At 44.7% G+C, this 20,982-nt stretch carries 27 protein-coding genes; 13 read left to right on the top strand and 14 right to left on the bottom strand.

The features are described 5' to 3' along the window. Nucleotides 1-117: 117 nt before the first annotated feature. Together FZD51_RS13255 and FZD51_RS13250 are read right to left on the bottom strand one after the other, a co-directional pair. Nucleotides 118-387 carry a hypothetical protein gene (locus FZD51_RS13255; protein ID WP_148975205.1) on the bottom strand — a complete coding sequence of 90 codons (270 nt, stop codon included), beginning with the start codon at nt 385-387 and terminating at the stop codon, nt 118-120. 44 nt (nt 388-431) lie between these two features. Further along, nucleotides 432-863 (bottom strand): hypothetical protein, encoded by a 432-nt coding sequence (locus FZD51_RS13250; RefSeq protein WP_262380911.1) that lies wholly within the window; start codon nt 861-863, stop codon nt 432-434. A gap of 318 nt (nt 864-1,181) precedes the next feature. On the opposite strand from FZD51_RS13250, the gene FZD51_RS13245 reads away from it, so the two are divergent. Together FZD51_RS13245 and FZD51_RS13240 are read left to right on the top strand one after the other, a co-directional pair. Next, nucleotides 1,182-2,144, top strand: coding sequence for a 3'-5' exonuclease (locus FZD51_RS13245; RefSeq protein WP_148975203.1), 963 nt, complete (start codon nt 1,182-1,184; stop codon nt 2,142-2,144). Nucleotides 2,145-2,195: 51 nt separating this feature from the next. Further along, the gene (locus tag FZD51_RS13240) at nt 2,196-3,098 is read left to right on the top strand and encodes an aldo/keto reductase (RefSeq protein ID WP_148975202.1); all 903 of its coding nucleotides are present in this window, start codon (nt 2,196-2,198) and stop codon (nt 3,096-3,098) included. Between the two features lie 68 nt (nt 3,099-3,166). On the opposite strand, the gene FZD51_RS13235 is transcribed toward FZD51_RS13240, so the two are convergent. The 3 genes from FZD51_RS13235 to FZD51_RS26205 form a co-directional block, all read right to left on the bottom strand. After that, a complete protein-coding gene (locus FZD51_RS13235) occupies nt 3,167-3,664 on the bottom strand; it encodes a hypothetical protein (protein ID WP_148975201.1) in 498 nt (165 codons plus the stop codon). Nucleotides 3,665-3,959: 295 nt separating this feature from the next. Next, on the bottom strand, nt 3,960-4,106 hold the full coding sequence (locus FZD51_RS13230; protein WP_022543853.1) for a lmo0937 family membrane protein: 147 nt from the start codon (nt 4,104-4,106) through the stop codon (nt 3,960-3,962). 68 nt (nt 4,107-4,174) lie between these two features. Further along, complete coding sequence (locus tag FZD51_RS26205) at nt 4,175-4,321, bottom strand: hypothetical protein (RefSeq protein ID WP_022543854.1); 147 nt, start codon at nt 4,319-4,321, stop codon at nt 4,175-4,177. Nucleotides 4,322-4,433: 112 nt separating this feature from the next. On the opposite strand from FZD51_RS26205, the gene FZD51_RS13225 reads away from it, so the two are divergent. Continuing rightward, the gene (locus FZD51_RS13225; RefSeq protein ID WP_022543855.1) at nt 4,434-4,637 is read left to right on the top strand and encodes a DUF2188 domain-containing protein; all 204 of its coding nucleotides are present in this window, start codon (nt 4,434-4,436) and stop codon (nt 4,635-4,637) included. A gap of 29 nt (nt 4,638-4,666) precedes the next feature. On the opposite strand, the gene FZD51_RS13220 is transcribed toward FZD51_RS13225, so the two are convergent. After that, complete coding sequence (locus FZD51_RS13220; protein ID WP_148975200.1) at nt 4,667-5,086, bottom strand: hypothetical protein; 420 nt, start codon at nt 5,084-5,086, stop codon at nt 4,667-4,669. Between the two features lie 159 nt (nt 5,087-5,245). Here FZD51_RS13220 and FZD51_RS13215 point away from each other — a divergent pair, with 159 nt between their 5' ends. After that, entirely contained in the window at nt 5,246-5,893 is a 648-nt protein-coding gene (locus FZD51_RS13215; RefSeq protein WP_148975199.1) for a hypothetical protein, read from the top strand. A gap of 51 nt (nt 5,894-5,944) precedes the next feature. Here FZD51_RS13215 and FZD51_RS13210 read toward each other — a convergent pair whose 3' ends face one another. Further along, complete coding sequence (locus FZD51_RS13210) at nt 5,945-6,790, bottom strand: 3D domain-containing protein (protein ID WP_148975198.1); 846 nt, start codon at nt 6,788-6,790, stop codon at nt 5,945-5,947. Between the two features lie 274 nt (nt 6,791-7,064). Here FZD51_RS13210 and yhfH point away from each other — a divergent pair, with 274 nt between their 5' ends. Both yhfH and pepF read left to right on the top strand, forming a co-directional pair. Beyond that, nucleotides 7,065-7,199: a protein YhfH gene (gene yhfH / locus FZD51_RS13205; RefSeq protein ID WP_148975197.1), complete on the top strand. Its 135-nt coding sequence runs from the start codon at nt 7,065-7,067 to the stop codon at nt 7,197-7,199. 144 nt (nt 7,200-7,343) lie between these two features. Further along, the gene (pepF, locus tag FZD51_RS13200; protein ID WP_148975196.1) at nt 7,344-9,161 is read left to right on the top strand and encodes an oligoendopeptidase F; all 1,818 of its coding nucleotides are present in this window, start codon (nt 7,344-7,346) and stop codon (nt 9,159-9,161) included. A gap of 38 nt (nt 9,162-9,199) precedes the next feature. Here pepF and FZD51_RS13195 read toward each other — a convergent pair whose 3' ends face one another. Continuing rightward, nucleotides 9,200-10,450: an erythromycin esterase family protein gene (locus FZD51_RS13195; protein WP_148975195.1), complete on the bottom strand. Its 1,251-nt coding sequence runs from the start codon at nt 10,448-10,450 to the stop codon at nt 9,200-9,202. Nucleotides 10,451-10,599: 149 nt separating this feature from the next. Between FZD51_RS13195 and FZD51_RS13190 the strand changes: the two genes are divergently transcribed. Then, a complete protein-coding gene (locus FZD51_RS13190) occupies nt 10,600-10,791 on the top strand; it encodes a hypothetical protein (protein ID WP_262380910.1) in 192 nt (63 codons plus the stop codon). 14 nt (nt 10,792-10,805) lie between these two features. Further along, nucleotides 10,806-11,042 carry a transcriptional regulator SplA domain-containing protein gene (locus FZD51_RS13185; protein ID WP_009793826.1) on the top strand — a complete coding sequence of 79 codons (237 nt, stop codon included), beginning with the start codon at nt 10,806-10,808 and terminating at the stop codon, nt 11,040-11,042. A gap of 546 nt (nt 11,043-11,588) precedes the next feature. On the opposite strand, the gene FZD51_RS13180 is transcribed toward FZD51_RS13185, so the two are convergent. After that, nucleotides 11,589-11,774 (bottom strand): cold-inducible protein YdjO-related protein, encoded by a 186-nt coding sequence (locus FZD51_RS13180; RefSeq protein ID WP_083783107.1) that lies wholly within the window; start codon nt 11,772-11,774, stop codon nt 11,589-11,591. Between the two features lie 82 nt (nt 11,775-11,856). Here FZD51_RS13180 and FZD51_RS26620 point away from each other — a divergent pair, with 82 nt between their 5' ends. Next, nucleotides 11,857-11,991, top strand: coding sequence for a hypothetical protein (locus tag FZD51_RS26620; RefSeq protein ID WP_262380909.1), 135 nt, complete (start codon nt 11,857-11,859; stop codon nt 11,989-11,991). 188 nt (nt 11,992-12,179) lie between these two features. Here the strand turns inward: FZD51_RS26620 and FZD51_RS13175 are convergent, their stop codons facing one another. Beyond that, on the bottom strand, nt 12,180-13,013 hold the full coding sequence (locus tag FZD51_RS13175) for a manganese catalase (RefSeq protein ID WP_148975194.1): 834 nt from the start codon (nt 13,011-13,013) through the stop codon (nt 12,180-12,182). Nucleotides 13,014-13,308: 295 nt separating this feature from the next. On the opposite strand from FZD51_RS13175, the gene FZD51_RS13170 reads away from it, so the two are divergent. Then, nucleotides 13,309-14,535: an MFS transporter gene (locus FZD51_RS13170; RefSeq protein ID WP_148975193.1), complete on the top strand. Its 1,227-nt coding sequence runs from the start codon at nt 13,309-13,311 to the stop codon at nt 14,533-14,535. A 256-nt stretch (nt 14,536-14,791) separates the two neighbouring features. After that, a complete protein-coding gene (locus FZD51_RS13165) occupies nt 14,792-15,823 on the top strand; it encodes a class I SAM-dependent methyltransferase (protein ID WP_148975192.1) in 1,032 nt (343 codons plus the stop codon). 39 nt (nt 15,824-15,862) lie between these two features. Here the strand turns inward: FZD51_RS13165 and FZD51_RS26200 are convergent, their stop codons facing one another. From FZD51_RS26200 to FZD51_RS13150, 4 genes are all read right to left on the bottom strand, one after another. After that, nucleotides 15,863-16,021: a hypothetical protein gene (locus FZD51_RS26200; RefSeq protein ID WP_009793820.1), complete on the bottom strand. Its 159-nt coding sequence runs from the start codon at nt 16,019-16,021 to the stop codon at nt 15,863-15,865. 155 nt (nt 16,022-16,176) lie between these two features. After that, complete coding sequence (locus FZD51_RS13160) at nt 16,177-16,284, bottom strand: YjcZ family sporulation protein (protein WP_009793819.1); 108 nt, start codon at nt 16,282-16,284, stop codon at nt 16,177-16,179. Between the two features lie 94 nt (nt 16,285-16,378). Then, nucleotides 16,379-16,657: a hypothetical protein gene (locus tag FZD51_RS13155; protein WP_148975191.1), complete on the bottom strand. Its 279-nt coding sequence runs from the start codon at nt 16,655-16,657 to the stop codon at nt 16,379-16,381. A 154-nt stretch (nt 16,658-16,811) separates the two neighbouring features. Next, nucleotides 16,812-17,465 carry a phospholipid phosphatase gene (locus FZD51_RS13150; protein ID WP_148975190.1) on the bottom strand — a complete coding sequence of 218 codons (654 nt, stop codon included), beginning with the start codon at nt 17,463-17,465 and terminating at the stop codon, nt 16,812-16,814. A gap of 277 nt (nt 17,466-17,742) precedes the next feature. On the opposite strand from FZD51_RS13150, the gene FZD51_RS13145 reads away from it, so the two are divergent. Continuing rightward, complete coding sequence (locus tag FZD51_RS13145) at nt 17,743-18,960, top strand: NupC/NupG family nucleoside CNT transporter (protein ID WP_148975364.1); 1,218 nt, start codon at nt 17,743-17,745, stop codon at nt 18,958-18,960. Nucleotides 18,961-19,343: 383 nt separating this feature from the next. Continuing rightward, nucleotides 19,344-20,828 (top strand): aldehyde dehydrogenase family protein, encoded by a 1,485-nt coding sequence (locus tag FZD51_RS13140; RefSeq protein ID WP_148975189.1) that lies wholly within the window; start codon nt 19,344-19,346, stop codon nt 20,826-20,828. Nucleotides 20,829-20,982 lie beyond the last annotated feature (154 nt).

Below are 20,982 nucleotides of genomic sequence, written 5' to 3'. Positions count from 1 at the left end.
AATAGGTTTTTATACCATCATATGGAACTCTCTTGAATAATAGAATATAAGATAACATCCAGATTTCTTTTCATAAGAAAAAAACAGGGCTTTCGGCGCCCTGTGTTGATCTTTCATTCATTTTTGGTAGTCATCTGTATCCGGAGAAACCATTCCGCCTGCCCCGGAAGTATTAACATCCGGGTCAACGCCTTCAGGCTGGGAAGGAAGTTTATGATGTTTATATTCTTTGTTGTTTTCATCGGCCAAAGGGGTCTGGCTGTGATCTATCTCATCAATAGAAAGAATCTCGAACTCAGTCCCCTGCAAGTATCCTTCCAGCTTTGTCCTCATATCATCGCTATCTATTTTTCCTTCAAAGCGAAGCTCTGCATTGACAGTGATCATAATGATCCGTCCTTTCATTAATTAAGTTATTTTTGCTTCATATATCATGAAGATGTGCCGGGGGTTGTTTCACCCTTCAATGTTTCCTTTGCTTCTTCGATGGTAGTGAAAACAAGTACGTCCGTTACCTGCTGCCCATCATGTGATACTGCAAGGAATCCGTCTGCAAGCTGATGGATGTCAGCCAGCGTCCCTTCCTCGCCGCCATCCAGCTTCACCGATTCTTTAAATTCCAGCTGTCCTTTTTCAGCCCATGACTGAACCTCTGCTGAATATGTCCCATAATCCATTCCTTCTGTAATGCGGTCATCCAGCTCTCCTGCGCTTAACTTTTTCTCCTCTCCTTCCGTATTTGTCTGGTCGTTATATCCTTCTGTCGTATTCTGCTCATCTGAAACGGTTTCTTTGTCATCCTCGGCGCCGCAGCCTGAAAGCACTAAGGCTGCAGCGGCTGCCAGGGTGTATATCTTTTTCACCGGCTCCACTCCTCTGCAATTTGTTTTGTTACAATGTTAATACCCGTTTCTGCAAAGAACATTCGTCTTAAAAGCGTTTCTTTGCAGCGGGAGGTTCATTAAAGGCTCTGTAAGTGTTATGTGCTGATCCGGCATTTCTGTGATGTTGTGCCATATGCCGTTCATGTGTGCTGTATGTATGGCTAAGTGAGCCCTGAATCAACAGCGGCGCTTAACACACAGCACAAGTAAGAATCCGGTTGTTTATTTGGAAAAATATCTCCTTTCCTAAAACCGTGAATTCAACTATAATGAACTGTTAGGAAAGGAGGGTGTAAAATGGCTGAACTTACGCAATATGTCTTTTTTGACTTTGAGATGCTCTGCTCGAACAAAGGGATGCTGTTTGAAGATATGGAGGCAATCAGGCTTGGTGCAGTAAAATATGATCTGCTTACAGAGAAGCTTTCATTTTTCGACGAGTATATAAAGCCTGAAAATCATAAGCCGCTCAGTATGTTCTGCAAAAGGCTGACCGGCATTGAAGATAAAGATCTCAGGGATGCAGACGGATTTGCGGATGTATTTTCCACTTTTCTTTACTGGGTGAATGGAGTGAAGAAAACCAGGTTCTTTTCATGGTCCAAAAGCGATCTGTCCCGCCTGAATGCAGATGCTGACAGACATAGGATCCCATCGTCCACAATTGAAAAAATCAATTCCAGATATGTCGATTTTCAGGAAGTGTTTTCAAACCGTGCGGCTAATAATACACCCTCTGTTGAAAACGCCCTTGCACTGTATGGGCTGGATTTCGTCGGTGAAACGCATAACCCGATGTTTGATTCTTATAACACATTGCGGATATTTTTTGCTTTTGAGCGCAATCCCCAGCTCACTGAAAAAATAATGGCTGAAAGATTTATACTGCCGGGGAGAACACTCACAGTTGATCAGATAAATGTAGAGGTGAAAAGCCAGTTCGCCAAGGATATGGAAGAGTTTTTTTCCAGTCTGCAATGGATCTACAAAATGAAAGAAGCTCAGCAGCTTGTCAAAAAAGCGAAAAGAATATGCAAAAGGTATAAAAATGTCGCAGGCAGCAGCTCCGGCATCTTTGATGAAGAAGTCCGCAGCGATACTAATGACTTTTTGCTTTTTTACGAAGGCCTTAAGAAGAATTATTTGGAGCATATCACCTATTCATCCCGAATACTGATTCTGGATGAAGAGAGCTTTTCCTACAGGAAGACCCTTTTGGCAAGAGCCTCCCTGGATGGACAAGACCGTAAGGCCGTTTAAGGCTTTTCGGATACATATTCATTAAATTTACGTCATGAGGAGCTGTATAAGATGGAAAGAATAAAACTGAATGAGGATTTATCTTTTTCACGGATCATCCATGGTCTTTGGAGGCTTGCTGACTGGAAACAGTCAGACCAGGAAACACTTTCGCTTATAGAATACTGCCTGGAGATGGGCATCACAACCTTTGACCATGCCGATATTTATGGAGGCTACACCTGTGAGGATCTGTTTGGAAGAGCTCTTGCTCTGAAGCCTGAATTAAGGGAAAAGATGGAGCTTGTCACTAAATGCGGAATCGTCCTCCAATCACCCAACAGGCCGCAGCATAAATCACACCACTATAATACCAGCCGTGAGCATATCATAGAGTCGGTCAACTATTCTTTAAAGAATTTAGGGACAGACTATCTGGATGCACTGCTTATACATCGTCCTGATCCTTTCATGGATCCTGAACAGACCGCACAGGCTTTCATTGAACTGAAAAAAGCGGGAAAGGTCAGAAACTTTGGCGTTTCCAACTTTAAAAACCACCAATTCGATATGCTTCAATCTTATCTGCCTTTTCAGCTGGTCACAAATCAGATTGAGCTTTCAGCTTATCATCTTGAAAATTTTGAAGATGGAACACTTAATCATTGCCTGGAAAAAAGGATTGCGCCTATGGCCTGGTCTCCTCTGGCGGGCGGGAGAATCTTTTCGGCTCAGGATGAGAGGGCTAAAAGGCTTCAGGCTGCCCTGAAAGATATCGCAGGGGAAATAGGAGCGGGTGACATTGATGAAGTCCTCTATGCATGGCTCCTGAACCATCCTGCGCGGATTATGCCGATCATTGGATCAGGCAAACAGCACAGAATTAAAAAAGCAGTTAATAGCATGAAACTGAAGCTGGACAATCATCAGTGGTTTGATATCCTTCAAAGCTCCATGGGTCATGATGTTCCATAATTGACAAACAGAAAGGCCGGCCACAAGAGTGGACCGGCCTTTCTGATGCTGCAAGAATATCAACCTGTTTATTGGAACATGCCTTTGAAAGCTGGAGTAGAAATATCAACACCCTCAAAAACCTTTGTCATGTCAGCAATATAGTCTTCTTTAAATGCTTCAGCTTCGGCAAGGTCCTCTGACCCGGCCTTAAGAAGCTCACCTTTTTTTGTGAAATATTGAACGAGGCTGTCAGATGCACCTTCGATATCTGCAGAATAGTCGCCCAATTCTTCAGGAATCTCAATTCCGTCTAGACCAGGTTCAAAAGCAGAAGCTGCTTCTGCAGGATCTTTACCTTCTTCTGCAAAAGATGCCTCAGTACTGCGGATCAGCTTTGTGACTTCAGATTGGTAGCTGAGAAGCGCAGATTTTTGTTCTTTGCTGCTGTCAGCCTTTTCAGCTGTTTCAGTCTCAGCGGCTGAAGTGTCCTTTTCGGTGTCAGCCTCTTTAGACGTGTCATCGGAACACGCTGCCAAGCCGGCAGTCATAAGGGAAGCCATTAATAATGCCATTAATTTTTTCATTCTTTTCTCTCTCCTTTTTCTGTTGACCCTTTTTTTTAAAAATAGGTTATTTACTGACAATTTATAATTTAACTAGTTTTCATACTTTTTTCAACCCTTTTTTGTTCGAAAGTCGAAACACAAAGATATTTTTATATAATTTTTAAATATTATGAATTGAGTAAATATTTTATATTTAGTAAAAAGACTGTTTTAGTGCATCTTGTTGATTTTGGGCTAATTTCAGCTTTAACGAATCGAGTCCAAAATCGACAACAATGTTGAACAAAAAAAGACCTCCGCCTGGAGGCCTTACCTAGCTGGTTCTTCTTCCTTTGATAAGATTGATGACGAGCAGAACAGCAGCAATTACGAGGAGAATGTGGATGATCCCTCCAGCAATCTTAAAAATGAAGCCAAGCAGCCACAGCACGAGAAGTGCACCTATGATAAATTTCAGCATTATTATCTTCCTTTCTATTCATGGTAGCATTTAAATACCCTTTGATACTTTAGCATAAACACACGTAATCAGCTTGGATCCGCTTCATCCAGAACTAATGCAGTCACATTGGTATATTCCCCTTTTTGTCTTTCCTGTGCGGAGGCATCCTGGTTCAGTTCATCACTGTCATCTATGCCCGGCGCCATAGTCGGTTCTTTTTTGTCCTCAGGCAAGTTAATCACTCCTTTTTTATGTTTACTATCTCCTTTCAGAGAAATCATATTCCCGGTTTAGCACGGTGCGGAAAGGGAAAAAAACAATAAGACAGCGAAAGGAGTTTTTTATATGATTAAAGAATACGCAGTTGTACCAAATAAGGACGAAAACCTCTGGCTGGTCAAGCTGGAAGATGCAGCACCTGCAGCACAATTCGGCAGCCGTACGGCAGCAGTGGAAGAAGCTGAAAAGATGGCTAAAGAAAATAAGCCGAGCAAGGTGACCGTAATGGACGATAATCATGAGGTCATCGATGAAAAATTATTTCAATAAAGTAAAAGCCCGGCCTTATATGGCCGGGCTTATCTTTTGCTGCTTAAATCCTCTTCAATCAGAGACTTTAGAAGTATCCTGTAAGAGCTGCAAAGTTCTTCCCCTTCTGTGTCCCCAGCTTCCCAGCAGTATTCCCTGAAAGTATCCATTTCCGTAAAGATCAAGTATAACAGCCCTTCGTCAAGCTTCAGATTCATTTTCAGACCAGCTGCATCTTTCCACGGCAGCTGCATCAAAAGCTGCTGATAAAGATCATGAAAAATGCTGTACTCCCTTTTCAGCTGCTCCCTCTCACCTATTAGAATATCATCCCTGGTTTGAATCACTTCCCCCCTCCAATGAATGTTAAAGGTGCAAAATGCCAGCCAAAAAGATCTTTCTTCAGGCGAAATCATGATGGTTCCTGCAATGTCAGCCTGACTGCCTTCATCAAACGAAAATATTTCCATATCCGCCTCCCGATCTGTTCTTCCCTGAATGGGTCACCTGCCTATTATTTGCAGCTTTTCTGCATTCATTACATAGGATAACCTAAAATCAGAAAGGAGCTGTGCCCTATCAGCAACCATGCTAATTCAGGAATTTCGCCCATCATATTTACTGAGAATTTGAAAGAATCTGCCCTCGGGAATCAGGTGATCTACAAAAACAGTCTATTCAGAGAGGCTGTCACACGGTCAATCGAATCTTTTAAGGCCGATATGCTCGCTGCAGCAGACCAGCATTCTGAGGACCTGGCCGGGCTCGAAGAAGTTTATTTAAAACAGCTGAAAGAATGTATGCTAAAGCAGGAAGAAGCTGGCTTGAGAATCCTTCAGCGGCTGGAACTGATGGAAGAGCATCACCTGCAGCTTGCAGAAAGTGTGGAGCAGAAAAATGCCCGGCAGGAGAAATGGAATGACCAGCAAATCATCCAGGAAGCGATGATGCTGGAACTCTCCAGAAAGATGGATAACCTGCTTCCGCATAAAGGCCTTTTAGAAGAACAGGAAGACTTGAAGAATAAAGTGGCTTCTCTCGGAGATCTGCATGAAATGACCCATCTGACCATTATGGAACGTCTGGATAAACAGGAAGATCTGCTTCAGAAACTGGGCAGGCATTTCGAAGAGCTGCGTTCTGGCATGCATGATCGATTTGGTGCTGTCAGCAGTTTCCTTGAAGACCGCTTTTATCAGCTGACACAGCCTGTGCAGCGTTTCATGATTAAAGATAAACAAATGCAAAAAGAGGAAGATGAAAGAACAATAGTATAAAAAAGAAAGAGGCCGAATGGTGTCTCCGGCCTCTTTCTTACATTACATATATCAATCAAGTATCCTGACCGTCAATGTCTGTCTGCCAAACTTGATTGCTTCTTCTTTAGTCGGGATAAATACATCAATTTTATTGCCTTTGATGCTGCCCCCTGTATCTCCGGCAATCGCATTGCCGTATCCTTCAACATATACCTTGGAGCCTAAAGGAATGACATTGGGATCTACCGATATGACTTTCTGATCTGGATTTGCATTTAAATCAATTCCAGTAGATGTTACGCCGGAACAGCCTTCACAGCTGGCAGTATAAGCGGTTGCTGTAACGGTGATTTCCTTGCCCTCCTCTTCCTGTGCAGCTGGTGCACTGGCTTCAGGAGAAGGCTTGGTGCTTGCAGAAGCTTCGCTTTCAGCAGGCTTAGACTCAGCAGGGGCTGTTTTTTCTGGAGCAGGAGACTTTTCAGCAGCTTGTACGGCCTGCTGTTTTTCAGTCTGTTCCTGCTTTTGAGGCGCTGATGCTGCCGGTTTTTCCTTTATGCTTCCTTTTGGATGGATGACAAGGACCTGTTCAGGGTAGATCAAGTCTGACGACAGATTATTCCAGTGCATTAAATCACTGACGGAAACGCCATAATTCCTGCTGATAGCCCAAAGCGTATCCCCGGATTTAATTATGTATTTTTTTTCTGGAAAAATAGAAAGAGTGGTTTCTGCCCTGATCATGTCTGAAGATAAGTCATTCCACTGCTTAATATCATTTACTGTTACTTCATATTTTTGGGAAAGCCACCAAAGGGTATCTCCCTTTTTTACGGAAATTTCATCTGCTTGTGCATTCGCTCCGGCAGATCCGGCCATGGCTGCTGCCGCTACTAAAGATAAGATTTGTTTTTTCATTCTGATAACCTCCTGATAGCTATTTCTCGCTAACGGAATCTATCATAGCATGAAAAAATCTGAGAAAAAGAACAGAGAGATAATAAATCCTTTACGTTCATGACAAGCATTTAACAGCAATATTTCGCTTCTCGAATTATCTCCTAATTTTTGTCGGATGTGGAAAATTCTAAAATTATTTGATAATTCCCTTCACAAATAACAGAATTGAATGTATACTGTACTATAACAGAAGTAAATAAAATTAATTGTATTATAAAAGGAGGAAATAACATTGATTAAGAACCCGGTTGAATTTTTCAGGAACCTTCCGATGAAGGAATGTCCGGAATGCGGCGAGCATATGGAAGAGCAGGCAGAATCCTATTTGCTGGAATGCGACAGATGCCTGGCTAAAAAACATGAATAGCATTCAGAAACGGGCTGAGCCCGTTTTTTTGTGGCAAAAATTAAAAATATTTAGATAAATGATATGAAAATGCCTTCCGATGAAGTATAATTTCCTTAGGGTACCGAAGCATTTTCCCGATTTACCTAAAGGAGGTCTTTATAAATGACTGAAAAAACACTTGTTAAAAGACTCGCACGCTCAGAGGTCTCAGAGGCTGTTACATGGGATTTGAATGATTTGTTTTCGTCTGAAGAAAGCTGGAAGAGTGAGCTTAAAAGCCTGGAAGCGGACCTGTCCCAGTTTGATTCATATAAAGGCAGACTTGCCGGCGACTCTGCCGTCCTGAAGGAATGCCTGCTGGCACAGGAAGCTTATTCAATACGGATGGTCCAGGCCGGAACCTATGCTTCCCTCCGCCAATCGGAAGATGGATCTGATCCTGACAATCAGTCCAACGCTTCCCTGGCAGCTTCGCTCCGGGCAAAAGTAAATTCCGCCCTTTCCTTCATTGAATCGGAAATCCTGGCTTTTGAAGACGGGATGCTTGAGAAATACATAAAAGAACAGCCGGAGCTGGAAGCATTCAGAAAGAGTCTTGAAGAGCTTCTTGAAACAAAAAAACATAAGCTCAGCCCAGAGACTGAGGAAGTCCTTGCCTCACTTGGCGAGGTTCATGCGTCTCCATATCAGGTTTATCAGAACAGCAAGCTGGCAGATATGCAGTTTGCTTCATTTGAGGACAAGGAAGGCAATGTGCTGCCAAACTCTTTTGCTCTATTTGAAGACCGTTATGAATTTTCGCCTGATACACATACAAGAAGAGCAGCTTATGAATCTTTCACTGGTACACTGAAGCAGTACAAGAACACGTTTGCTGCCGCCTATTCGGCGGAAGTTAAAAGACAGGTGGTTCTGTCCCGGGCAAGAAAGTATGGATCTGCAACAGAAATGCTGCTGGAGCCTCAGCAGGTTACAGAGGAAATGTACCATAATCAGCTTGATATCATCGGGGAAGAATTGGCCCCTATCATGCGCAAATATGCAGAACTGAAAAAGACGGTACTTGGCCTTGATAAGATGACATTTGCTGACCTAAAGGCACCGCTTGACCCTGAATTCAACCCGGCCACCACCTATGAGTCTGCAAGTGAAGTCATCCTGGAAGCCCTTCAGGTGATGGGTCCAGAGTATACAGAAATTATGAAAAAAGGCCTTGAAGACAGATGGGTCGACCTTGCTGACAATATCGGCAAATCGACAGGTGCGTTCTGCTCAAGCCCATATGGTTCTCACCCTTATATCCTGATCACATGGACAGATACAATGCGCGGGGCATTCGTACTGGCACATGAATTAGGCCATGCCGGCCATTTCTACCTGGCAAATAAAAATCAGCGGATCATGAATACCCGTCCCTCTACTTACTTTGTAGAAGCGCCATCGACGATCAATGAGCTTCTGCTGGGCCAGCATCTTCTGGAAGGCACAGAAGATCCGCGGATGAAGCGCTGGGTCATCCTTCAGCTGCTTGGAACCTATTATCATAACTTTGTTACACATCTCCTGGAAGGCAGATACCAGAGAAGAGTCTACTCTTTGGCGGAGCAAGGGGTTCCCCTGACGGCTGCTTTATTATCCAGGGAAAAGAAACAGGTGCTTGAAGATTTCTGGGGCAGTTCAGTTGAAATCGATGAAGGGGCAAGCCTGACATGGATGAGGCAGCCTCATTACTACATGGGTCTGTACCCTTATACTTACTCTGCGGGATTGACTGTATCAACTGCTGTTGCACAAAGGATCAAGGAAGAAGGACAGCCTGCCGTTGAACAGTGGATCGATGTACTGAAAGCCGGAGGAACGAAAAAGCCGCTGGAGCTTATCAGGGACGCTGGAGTTGATATGAGCAAGCCGGATTCGATCCGGAAAGCCGTTTCTTTTGTCGGTTCTCTGGTTGATGAATTGGCAGACAGCTATCAATAATAATAATAGAGGGTGAGCCTGATTCAGGCTCACCCTTTTTAGTCAAGCGGCCTTAAAGCTGAAGTGCGGTCAATGAAAAGAAACCCATCATACCGGTCAGAGATTTGTGAAGGAACATAATTTCCATTTAGTTCAAATTCCGGATTATATACAACCCCCACTGCTCTGTGTCCAATCTTTTCTTGAAAAAGGCTGCGATTTTCACTGTTGAAGAGAATCAGTTTATTATGTGCACCTGCCCGGTGAAGCAAATCCTCCCAGCTCCCTTCTGCTGCAGGAGGCAGAAGCATCACTTCCCTTCTCTCCCCCCAGCTGCGTCCGGCAATCACGGTCCCATCGTATGTTCCCAGACCGAGCGCAAATACTTTGCCGGCATACCTCTCCCTGAGAATCTGGCCGACATTTGTCATCCCATGACTTTCCATATCAGTCGCTCTTGCATCACCGATATGCGTATTGTGCTCCCAGACAACAACCTTTGTATCTTCACCATAATATTTGATGATTTCCTCCATTGCGCTGACCATATGCCTGTCCCTAATGTTCCAGTCCTCAGATCCGCCTTTTACCATTGACCGGTAATAACTTTCCGCATGAAGTGCCACAAGGCTGTTGACTGAAAGATTAAGCGCCATTTCATTTTGAGGAGGGTATTTTGTCATATTTCTGCGGATATTAAGCTGCAGCGCCATGACTTCTTCCTCGCACGATTCTCCATAAAACCCTGACGACACCGCATAATCTTCAGGATTCCTGTAATAAGGCTCAAAACAGGAAAAAGCTTTTTTGGCAGCTTCTGCATCATTGGAGCTGTCTTTTTCAAGATACTGGATGACTTCCTCCATTGATTCCCACAAACTGTAGACATCCAACCCGTAAAAGCCAATACTACCTTCTTTTGCCTGCTCATTATAATTCCTGAGCCATACGATAAAATCCTGGATTTCCTGATTGGCCCACATCCACTCAGGCCATCGGTTAAATGCTGCTTTCAATACATCCTGAGGCAAGCGCTGATTATACGACTTAATATAGCTGTTGATCTCGAAACAGGAGGGCCAGTCCCCTTCTACACAGACAGCCTTGAAGCCGTATTGTCCGATAAGCTTCTTCGTCAGCTCTGCCCTCCAGGTATAAAATTCAGATGTTCCATGGGAAGCTTCCCCCAGGAGGACGAACTGGGAACTGCCGGCAGCTTCTGCTGCTGCATCCAAGTCATTAAAATCATCAATCCTAATGCTGTGTTTCCGGATATCTGAGATTATTCTTTCTGCATTATTTTTAAACATTCCCTGCCTCCTCTTTTTTTCTATCTGTTATGCGTATTCCCCGCTGCTCACATCCTAAAGCCTCTGCTTTAATTTGGTCGTAATGCATAGTGGAGATACATCAGGAAAAACTTTTAAATAGAAGGTTTGAAAAAAAGGAGGCGATATACTTGCAGGAGAAAAAAACAGAAGACCCTAAGAATTTTGCACCTTCTGAGCCTGAAATGGCAATAGACACTGATGCACGCGGAATAAACGAAAGAAATACGCCCGGAGACTCTGTCAATGAGCATGAATCACTGGAAACAGCCAATAGCATCATAGCTGCAGGCGAAATCGGACAGCAAAACGAGAACTTATAAAGGAGAATGCCAATATGGATATGATCAATCCTAAAGAAGTAAAAGCCGGGGACGAGGTATTTGTCATATATAACAACCCCCATACCCCTACCGTCTCAAATATCCGGGCAGCAGAAATCGTTCAGCATCCTAAAGATCCTAACGCTTATGCCCTATTCCTAAACGAAACCTTTCACGTAATCGAAGACGACGACGCCCTGTTCACCTCACAAGCCGCCGCAGAAAAAGCATTTGAAGAACATTATGAATAGAAAAGCGTAGGCGACTGTTCAGGTGCGACAAGCATAAGACGCTTTGGAATTGAAGGCGTTCTTTGCCTTCGGTTCCAAAGTGGCTTATGACTCGAGCACCTAGGAGCCGGAGCTGGACAAATAGAAAAGCGGAGGCGACCGTTCAGAATTAAGGAACGCAGGCTAAAGACGCCACGTCCTGTGGCAACGCCTGCATGACCCGCGTCCTGCGGGCCCAGCATAAGACGCTTTGGAATTGAAGGCGTTCTTTGCCTTTAATCCTTGCGTGGCTTATGACTCGAGCACCTAGGAGCCGGAGCTGGACAAATAGAAAAGCGGAGGGCGCTCGCTCAGCCCTGACAAACATAAGACGAGCAGGGCGGAAGGTTGTACTTTGACCTTCTGGCCTGATTGGCTTATGACTCGAAGGGCTAGCGCCCGGAGCTGGACAATAGAAAAGTGTATAAGCCTTGTTCCTAATAAGGAACGCTGGCTAAGAACTCTGCGCCATGCCAACAAAAAGAAGCCTGACAAAGGTTCAGGCTTCTTCCCATTGAGCGTGCAGCATCAAATCTTTGGGAGCTCTCTTATTTCAGCAGTCATGCCTGTTCCGCAAAGGGGGCATAATAAGTCATCGGATGCGAAATCCTTCCTCATCCACCCATTGCAGGATTCACCGGCGCAGGAGTATACTTCAGTATCCATCAAGATATCTTCAGGCTTTTCTTCTTGTGCTCTCTTGTTGAAAAAAATAGGAACCGCCTCCTTTTTTTCTAGTATGTGCAGGTTCTGCCTTTTTAACCTGTAAAATAAAAAGAACTGGAGGGGAATATGCTTGGAGTCTAATAAAAGGTATACTGCTGCTGGAACAGATATTGAAGAAGTTAAGAAGAAAAATGCAGCTTCGGGACTGTCTTACAACGAAGTCAAAAGGCAGCTGGCAGAAAAGCATCAGAGCAGGAATAAATAACAGCCGCATCTGGCGGCTGTTATTTTTCAATCCAGCTTTCACAACCAGATGCAGGCGGTATGGCTCGAAATAATAGGTGTTTCTACGGCTGAGCCTTCAAGCTCAGGCGGAAAAAGTGAGTCACTGCTCCCCTCTTTTTTGCATGCAGAAAAGCCCGGAGCTGGCTGCTCCGGGCCCATGATCCTCGGTTATTGATTTTTCAGGTCTTCCGGCAGCGTATTATGCAGGCTTTTAGGAGCCGGGTTCAGGAATGGCTTTTCGGCATTCGGTTTAGGATCAGCAACATATTCATATTCTCCCTGGCCATCAAGTGCAGGTCCGCTTGCCCACCGTCCTGCGCCGCTTTCCTGGCCTTCAGAAAGATTATATAGTTTATAAGCAATATCCTTTTTCTCAAGGTCGCGAGGGAATGTGCTTGGTGTAATGATGCCTTCCTTTTCCTCTAGTTCAGCGATTGCTGCCATCCATTGGTTTTGGTGGTAAGAATCGCGGGCAATGAGGGTAGATAGCAAATCTTTAACTCCCGCATCATCAGACATTTCATAGAGGCGTACTGCCTGCAGGCGTCCTTGGGATTCTGCATTCAGGTTGGCCCTGAAGTCAGCCAGAAGGTTGCCGCTTGCAATGGTATAGCTGCCCATCCAAGGGTTGCCGACACTGTCGCTCGGGCGGGCACCAAGTCCGCTTACAATCGCGTGCTGCGGATTCATCCCGCCGAGGACTGCACCAATGACAGGATCTTTTGCTGCATCTTCCTGGTCCTTGACAGGCGCGTTATCGAGCAGGCGTGCAACCATTGTCGCAAGCATTTCAACATGCCCGATTTCTTCTGTCCCTATATCCAAAAGCAGGTCCCGGTACTTTTCGTTGCCGCGTGTGGCCCAACCCTGAAACATGTATTGCATGGCAACTGTCATTTCTCCATACTGCCCGCCGATCAGCTCTTGCAGCTTCTTGGCAAACAAAGGATCCGGACGTTCCGGCCTTGCTTCGAATTGCAGTTCTTTTACATGATAAAACATAAAATTCCTCCTCGACAGGTGTATTTTAGTTCGGCTGGATAAGCCTTCCTAGAATAAGTACCCCTGGTGGAAAAACATAAACTATAGAGGAAACACGGAAAGATTTTACCTTTACAGTTAAATTTTTCCGGTTAATATAATAATTTAGTCATGCGTCGTAAGTCCTTCGATAGGTCTATGTTCTCGATCGAGAAGGTCCCACCTTTTACCCTTTTTATGCCAAATGTATTGTTTTTTGAGAAGCGAAAGCATACAATCCATTGCGGCAAAGAAAAAGTAAAAAGGAGATTAATGATTGAAATATACACAAAATGAAAAGCTGAGCATCTATAATGGCCTGGCTTCTACTATATCTACCAATGCGGTCAACGGCTATATCCCCCTCCTGGCCATCAGTGTGCTTGGAGCTACAAATCAGCAGATGGGCCTGATAAGCTCCCTTCCTTCTATCATTGGCCTTCTGGCCATCATTCCTGGAGCAATCTGGATCAATCGTTCCCCAAGCAAAAAAAGGGTTGCCGTTGCCTCAACACTTGCGACAAGATTCCTTTTTATGCTGATCTTATTTGTCCCGTTCCTGCCAAAGGAATATGCGCCATGGATTCTCATCGGCCTTATTGGCTTGCTTAATTTTCCGGGAGCTGTTTCCGGACTTTCCTGGCAGTCCATGATCGGAGATCTGGTTCCTGAAAAAAGACGCGGTGAATTCTTCAGCAGCCGGAACCGCTATAACACTATTGCTGCAATGATAATAACGTTCGGTACAGGGTTTTTCCTTCAGCAGTTTGACCAGAGCTCCCCTTTACCTTATCAAATTCTGTTTGCGGCTGGTTTCCTGTTCGCTCTGCTGGAGGTTTATTACTTGTTTAAGCATAAAGAAAGCCCGGTGATAAAAGAAAAGCCGGAAGAAGCTATCAGGCCAAAGAAACTATCACTGGCGTTTTTCAGTCACAAGCCCTTCCTTACATTTGTTATCTGCGGCCTTTTATTCAATTTTGGTGCCCAGATGGCATGGTCGATTTTCAGCATATATCAAATAAAGGAAGCGGGAGCAACTGCCCTGTGGCTTTCCCTGTTTTCTGTGACCAACCAGCTGGCCCAGATTGCCAGCATCAAGTGGTGGGCAAAAGCGGCAGACAGGAAAGGCAACAGCTTTATCCTGTTCATCGCCGCAGCTGGCATGGCAACGGCCCCTCTCCTTACAGTCGCTTCAGCCAATCTCGTTTACTTGACGTTAATCAATCTCTGGATCGGCCTTTTTGTTTCGGGAACCAATCTGCTATTGTTCAATCAGCTTCTTAATGCTTCGCCGGAAAAAAACAGGACCAGCTATATTGCCAACTATAACTTTTTGTTATCCCTTGTCGGTTTTATCGCCCCGCAATTCGGAGTGTTCCTGCTTGATCATTTCGGTATGTTATCGGCTATGAGCATAACTTCAGCTGTCCGTTTTGCAGCAGCGCTTTCCTTCCTGTTTGCGGCTCTAACATTAGAAAGAAAAAAGATGCTGCCGGCACTTTAAGAGCAGGATTTCCTGCTCTTTTTATCTTTAGACGGTTTTTGTCATTGCTGCTAATTATAAAATCATATTTGTGAAACAAAATTTTACAAACCTGTTAACACACTATTAGGCACACATAGATCATCCGGCTAAATGGCCCCATCACAATATCCAGCAGCAGAGCCATAGGGAAGTCGTTTTATTTCTGCCTATTAAAGGGATTGACATTTCCTGTGTTGAATATAAATCGATAACGCTTTCAAACGGGGTGGTATTATTGCTTGAAACCGAAATAACAGCAGACGAGATTCAGGAAGAAACCTCTCTCCTTCCCTCTTACAGGAGAGATATGCGCGAGTATACGGAAAAGCAGGCCGGCAGATTCATTAAGATGAACACTGTTAGGGATTGGTCCTTGCTCTCGTGGAAAGACATCGGGAAGCCATATGAGGTGACATCATTTGCAAAAGAAAAGCATGATTGGGAAAGGGAGAATGAAAAGGAACTTCCCGTCCATACATCATGGGAAATGTTCAACCGCTCTTTTCATCAGTGGTTTGTTAAAGATGTCCCAGCCGAAATGGACAGGTCTAAGAAGGATTTCTTGAAAAATGCAGCTCTGATGAAGCCCCGTGCAGCGAAATCAGCTTTGGGCGAGCTGGTAAGGCTGTCACTATGGAATTATGTTCACAGGATTCAGGATGGCATATGGGATCCGCGCGGAAAAAGAGGCCTATTTGCCAACTTGGACCTTGAAAAGCCCCGTATCCTGTTTTTAGGTGCTGCAGAAGGATATGAAGCAATGCAGCTGTCTGCCATGTATCCGGGCGGAGAAGCAGTACTGGTGGATTATGATCCGTTTTGCAGGGATGCACGCTTTGAAGAATTTCCGGAATCATATCCATTCCTTGGCCAGAATATACAAACAGGAGGCAGAAAAGCTTTTTACAAAAATGATTTCCAGATCGACTATGTAGTGGAGGATATCAGGAATCTGCCTTATGGGAAGGAATTTGATATTGTCTTAAGTGTGGGCCTGCTGGAGCATTTCCCTGACAAAATGAAGCCCGAGGTGGTCGATTGGCATAGAAGTTTTGTGAAACCATCAGGTTATATCATCATGACGACCCCAAGAGCTCAGCTCAGGTCCAAGCTTTATTATGAAATAATGGCCGATGTCATGAACCACACGTACCGGGAGCTTATGACAGTCGAACAGATGGGGCTTTATTTGTATGAAAACGGACTGGAAATTCTTCAGCACGGCTTTATAAAAGTGCACAATGGCATTGTAGCAAGAGCAAGATAAAATGACAGAATCAAGCTGCATAGCGCAGCTTGATTCAAGTTAATTCTTATAGTCTGCCCTTTTGCCCACTTCAGGTTCTCCGCCGGTCTGATTGCCTGTTGTAGCGGTATAGCCGACTTGGTAGGATGAATTGCGCTGTTTCTTTAACGCATCCGGCATTTTGTATTGTGACATGTCATCCTGTGCTTCTTTTGGCATGATGAATCCCTCCTTGCGGCTGTCATTATATTGTTTTCTTTTTCAGGATTTTAATTCAGAGAGACCGTCCTTGCGAGCAAGAATTGTTTCGGAGTAAAACGAAAAAAGGAATCTGTCTGAAAACAGATTCCTTTTTGCTCTTGATTCAGAAAGGATTAGAAGCCTCCCCCAACATAAGCAGCACCAACGATAATCAAAAGGATGAAAAGCACGACGATAAGGGCAAACCCTCCGCCGTAGCCGTAACCAGCTCCACCGCTCATTCATTGCACCCCCTTTATGCACGACCTAGGGTATTGTATGAGAAGGATGGCTGTTTTGAATGGGCTAATAGTATCTTTGTGCTTAATTGAGCTCTTACCATAGAAATGGGACAAAAGCTAAAGCGGCAATGGCTCCGAACGCAATGCCGATGCCAAAGCCTCCCCAGCCCCAGCCCCAGCCGTAAGGATACGCAAATCCATCAAACTCTCCATAGCCGTAACCGCCGTAATTTCTGCCGCCCGCAGGTCTGATAAAAACCTTTGAAGGTGTAACACGTTCTATAACTCCCACATGCTCTCTTCCATGCACAGTCCGGATCCGCACCATTCGGCCCATGCCGCCTCTGCACTGATTGTAATAGCTTCTTGACATTTCAATCACCTCCGATATGTTGTCCGCTAACATCATATGCAGGAGGGCCTGTCAGCTAATGGACAAACGTCAGGGGGCAAATGCGGATATTAGCCAAAAGCTGGACCAGTATATTTTGCGGAAAAAAATGCGGAGCAATTTCTGCCCCGCATTTTCATCCGCCACTCCTATCCAAATATCTTTTTGTCAAAAGCAGGCTGGCAATTAAGATAAGCTCAAACAGATTCGTAACAGCGGCACTGCCTGGATCAAATGGTACAGCACTTCCTGCAGTCATAATAGCAATTCCCGCAAACATCCAGAACCAGCCTGTTTTTTTCCAGACAATAACTCCGGATATCAAGAGAAAGACCGATACGCCGATCACCATTACAGGAGGACCGTGAGCATGCAATGGTGCATATTTCAGCACCCCGTATTCAGTTACTGCCTCAAGCTGAAGATCCCTGATGGCCAAGAATTCTATGGACATTAAAGCAATGGTCAATATCCAGGCAAACCCCAGGCTTCTCTTTTGATCAAGCACCCTTGCACCCGATTCTTTTGCAGCATACCAGGCAAAGAGAACTAGGAGAGGTGTTGCGGCGGCATGTAAAATAAATCGCATTCTATTGAGGGACAGAAGCATTTCAGATTCCCCGGCTATCTGTCCTGCTGCAAGGATGCTATTATCGTAGATCAGGCCGGCAATCACAACTAGCAGCACATCTCCGTATGCGGGCCTTCCCTTTTTAAATAAAAGATAAATTCCCCAAACAAGCAGCAGAGTGTAAATGAAAGCATAAATACCGAAAAAATAAGGATCCATCCAATCCCCCCTTTGTTTTTTTCTTCTGTTTCCCTGAACCTGATCAGACTAACCATATTTAATTTTCCGCAATGGCATATATGGAAAACAGAATCCATGTATTAATTTTCTAAACAATTTTATTAAACAAAATACTGGACTGTAAACGGATTCATGTTAAAATGAAACAGGTTAATTAGTTGGATGTCTGACGTCTGTTCTCATACAACATTTGGAAGACGTTTATGAAGATTTTTATAAGCTAGAGATTACTATTAGTTTTTAAGGGGTGGAAATGATGAATTTACTTTGGGGACTATTTGGGATAGCAGTCGTTCTTGGAATCGCACTTCTCTTCTCTTCAAACAGAAAAGCGATCAATCTTAGGACAATTGCTGGTGGCCTTGCCATTCAGCTGATTTTTGCTTTTGCTGTACTTAAATGGAGTGCAGGAAAAAAAGCACTTGAGCTGCTCACCGAAAAGGTGAACAATATCGTAGGATATGCGAACGAAGGAATTAACTTCCTGTTTGGCGGCCTGTTTGCTGATGGAACGAATATCGGGATGGTATTTGCCTTTCAGGTTCTGCCGACTGTCATTTTCTTCTCGTCTTTAATTTCTGTTCTTTATTACATTGGTGTCATGCAGTGGGTTATCAAGATTATCGGCGGAGGCCTTTCAAAACTGCTGGGGACAAGCAAGGCAGAATCCATTTCTGCAGCTGCAAATATTTTTGTGGGCCAGACAGAAGCTCCTCTCATTGTCCGTCCATTCATCAGTAAGATGACCCGGTCGGAATTATTCGCTGTCATGACGGGCGGACTTGCTTCAGTTGCAGGTTCAGTCCTTATCGGTTATTCCCTGCTGGGCGTGCCGCTGGAATATCTCCTTGCTGCCAGCTTCATGGCTGCTCCTGCAGGCTTGGTAATGGCAAAGATCATGATTCCGGAAACAGAACAATCACAGACAGATAAAGAGATTACGATTGAGAAAGATACAGAGTCTGTCAATGTAGTGGATGCAGCCGCAAAAGGCGCCAGTGTCGGTCTTCAGCTTGCGTTGAATATCGGTGCCATGCTATTGGCTTTCATAGCGCTTGTTGCCATGATCAACGGACTGATCGGCTTTGTCGGCGGAAGGTTTGGTATTGATAATCTGTCTCTTGAAATGATTCTCGGCTATGTTTTCTCGCCAATTGCATTTGCGGTCGGTGTGCCGTGGTCAGAAGCAGTACAGGCTGGAGGATATATCGGTCAAAAGCTTGTTCTGAATGAATTTGTGGCCTATTCTTCCTTTGCCCCTGAAATCGGGAATCTATCTGAAAAAACTTCAGCCATCATCAGCTTCGCTCTTTGCGGATTTGCCAATATTTCATCGATGGCCATCCTTCTTGGCGGTCTTGGAAACCTGGCTCCCGACCGGAGAGGCGATATCGCTAAACTAGGATTCAAAGCAGTCGCAGCAGGTGCGCTGGCTTCATTGCTGAGCGCAGCAATTGCAGGGATGCTGTTATAAGAAACCTCGACAATTATGTAAAAAAGGAAAGAAGCACTCCGCTTCTTTCCTTTTTTACGTGAATGAATCATCCTTTTTTCAAAATCACAACTTCACATTAAGGTTGACTTGTCTGCCTGCCTTTAAGCATCCATATTTTTTGCTATTTTAAAGGGGGAATCTCCTTTCATGCCATTAAAGCCTTTCATTTTTATGGTTTTTTTACGTTTCTCAAAGGATTGAATCTCCCGAAAAGGCGACTCTATAAAATATTGTCGAAAACTATCTGAAAATTTGTTCTCTTTTTATTTGAATAATAGAATCTGTAAATGCTAACATAGTTTATGGAAGCGCTATCAAAATAGGCTTTTGGCTACATAAATTAATTTTAGGGAGGAATTGCAATGACCCAATTAACAATTAATTTGAAGGAAAAAGTAGAAAAGTTCCTGGCCGGAAAGAAAAAGCTTTTCATTAATGGAGAATTCGTGGAAAGCGCCTCTCAGAAAACATTTGAAAGCTATAACCCTGCTACCGGTGAAGTTCTGGCGACCCTGTATGAAGCAGGTCCTGAAGATATTGATAAAGCCGTGCTCGCTGCAAGGAAGGCATTTGACGAAGGAAAATGGTCCAAGATGGGCAGCGCTAAAAGAAGCAGATTAATGTATAAACTCGCAGACTTGATGGAAGAACACAAAGAAGAGCTGGCACAGCTTGAAACCCTGGACAACGGAAAGCCAATCAGGGAAACCTCTGCAGCTGATATCCCGCTTGCCGTTGAGCATATGCGCTATTATGCGGGCTGGACGACAAAAATCGTCGGACAGACAATCCCGGTAAACGGCCCATTCTTTAACTATACACGCCACGAGGCTGTTGGAGTGGTCGGACAGATCATCCCTTGGAACTTCCCTCTCCTCATGGCAATGTGGAAGCTTGGGGCGGCACTCGCCACAGGATGTACGGTTGTCCTCAAGCCGGCAGAGCAGACACCTCTCTCCGCCCTGTATCTGGCGGAATTAATCCAGGAAGCTGGCTTCCCTGAAGGAGTCGTGAATATCGTCCCTGGTTTTGGTGAAACAGCAGGCCAGCCGCTTGTGGATCATCCTCAGGTCGATAAAATTGCGTTCACCGGTTCTACAGAGGTCGGAAAAATGATCATGCAAAGGGCTTCCAAGACACTGAAGCGTGTCACGCTGGAACTTGGCGGGAAGTCCCCGAATATCATCCTTCCTGATGCCGACATGACAAAGGCCATCCCAGGCGCATTGAACGGAGTCATGTTCAACCAGGGCCAGGTATGCTGTGCAGGATCGCGTGTATTCATCCAGAAAAAGCAGTTTGATAATGTAGTGTCAGATATGGTTGATCATGCCAAGAAGATCAAGCAGGGTGCGGGGCTTCATGCTGATACGCAGATCGGCCCTCTCGTTTCGACGGAACAGCAGAACAGGGTCCTTGGATATATTGAAAAAGGCGTCAGCGAAGGGGCAGAACTGCTTGTTGGCGGAAATAAGCCGTACGAGGAAGGCTATTTTGTCTCCCCTACCATTTTTGCCGATGTCCGGGACGAAATGACGATCGCCAAAGAAGAAATCTTTGGTCCTGTCATCTCGGCGATGCCGTATGAAGATCTTGATGAGCTGATTGCCAGGGCAAATAACAGCGAATACGGCCTGGCGGCGGGCGTCTGGACGAAGGACGTCTCCAAAGCCCATTATATCGCCAGCCAGCTCAGGGCAGGAACTGTTTGGGTCAACTGCTATAATGCCTTTGACGCAGCCTCCCCATTTGGCGGCTATAAGCAGTCTGGCATGGGCCGGGAAATGGGGTCCTACGCCTTGAATAATTACACAGAAGTAAAGAGCGTCTGGATTGGAATGAACTGATTCGATCATCAAAAGAGGGGCCTGCGGGCTCCTTTTTTTCTTTTAGAACCCCCCTTTTTAAATTATCGAATCATCCAGAAAGTGCGTTCCATACGAAAAGGTCCGGAAGAAGATATTTTTGCTCCTGCTTTTAAAATTTCACATAATATCCATG

Origin of the sequence: Bacillus infantis (genome assembly GCF_008180445.1) — a bacterium.
Taxonomy (GTDB): Bacteria; Bacillota; Bacilli; order Bacillales; family Cytobacillaceae; genus Bacillus_AB; species Bacillus_AB infantis_B.
The sequence above is the reverse complement of the archived record's forward strand: the minus strand, read 5'-3'. Positions and strand labels throughout refer to the sequence as shown.

What these genes read in the sequence shown, in the direction of transcription:
- FZD51_RS13220 (WP_148975200.1), bottom strand. Translation starts at nt 5,086, where the DNA reads ATGGAAATATTTTCGTTTGATGAAGGCAGTCAGGCTGACATTGCAGGA.
- FZD51_RS13160 (WP_009793819.1), bottom strand. Translation starts at nt 16,284, where the DNA reads ATGAGCGGTGGAGCTGGTTACGGCTACGGCGGAGGGTTTGCCCTTATC.
- FZD51_RS13145 (WP_148975364.1), top strand. Translation starts at nt 17,743, where the DNA reads ATGAATTTACTTTGGGGACTATTTGGGATAGCAGTCGTTCTTGGAATC.
- FZD51_RS13230 (WP_022543853.1), bottom strand. Translation starts at nt 4,106, where the DNA reads ATGCTGAAATTTATCATAGGTGCACTTCTCGTGCTGTGGCTGCTTGGC.
- FZD51_RS13245 (WP_148975203.1), top strand. Translation starts at nt 1,182, where the DNA reads ATGGCTGAACTTACGCAATATGTCTTTTTTGACTTTGAGATGCTCTGC.
- FZD51_RS13195 (WP_148975195.1), bottom strand. Translation starts at nt 10,450, where the DNA reads ATGTTTAAAAATAATGCAGAAAGAATAATCTCAGATATCCGGAAACAC.
- FZD51_RS13240 (WP_148975202.1), top strand. Translation starts at nt 2,196, where the DNA reads ATGGAAAGAATAAAACTGAATGAGGATTTATCTTTTTCACGGATCATC.
- FZD51_RS13175 (WP_148975194.1), bottom strand. Translation starts at nt 13,013, where the DNA reads ATGTTTTATCATGTAAAAGAACTGCAATTCGAAGCAAGGCCGGAACGT.
- FZD51_RS13210 (WP_148975198.1), bottom strand. Translation starts at nt 6,790, where the DNA reads ATGAAAAAACAAATCTTATCTTTAGTAGCGGCAGCAGCCATGGCCGGA.
- pepF (WP_148975196.1), top strand. Translation starts at nt 7,344, where the DNA reads ATGACTGAAAAAACACTTGTTAAAAGACTCGCACGCTCAGAGGTCTCA.
- FZD51_RS26200 (WP_009793820.1), bottom strand. Translation starts at nt 16,021, where the DNA reads ATGCCAAAAGAAGCACAGGATGACATGTCACAATACAAAATGCCGGAT.
- FZD51_RS13155 (WP_148975191.1), bottom strand. Translation starts at nt 16,657, where the DNA reads ATGTCAAGAAGCTATTACAATCAGTGCAGAGGCGGCATGGGCCGAATG.
- FZD51_RS13255 (WP_148975205.1), bottom strand. Translation starts at nt 387, where the DNA reads ATGATCACTGTCAATGCAGAGCTTCGCTTTGAAGGAAAAATAGATAGC.
- FZD51_RS13225 (WP_022543855.1), top strand. Translation starts at nt 4,434, where the DNA reads ATGATTAAAGAATACGCAGTTGTACCAAATAAGGACGAAAACCTCTGG.
- FZD51_RS13140 (WP_148975189.1), top strand. Translation starts at nt 19,344, where the DNA reads ATGACCCAATTAACAATTAATTTGAAGGAAAAAGTAGAAAAGTTCCTG.
- FZD51_RS13185 (WP_009793826.1), top strand. Translation starts at nt 10,806, where the DNA reads ATGGATATGATCAATCCTAAAGAAGTAAAAGCCGGGGACGAGGTATTT.
- FZD51_RS13235 (WP_148975201.1), bottom strand. Translation starts at nt 3,664, where the DNA reads ATGAAAAAATTAATGGCATTATTAATGGCTTCCCTTATGACTGCCGGC.
- FZD51_RS13150 (WP_148975190.1), bottom strand. Translation starts at nt 17,465, where the DNA reads ATGGATCCTTATTTTTTCGGTATTTATGCTTTCATTTACACTCTGCTG.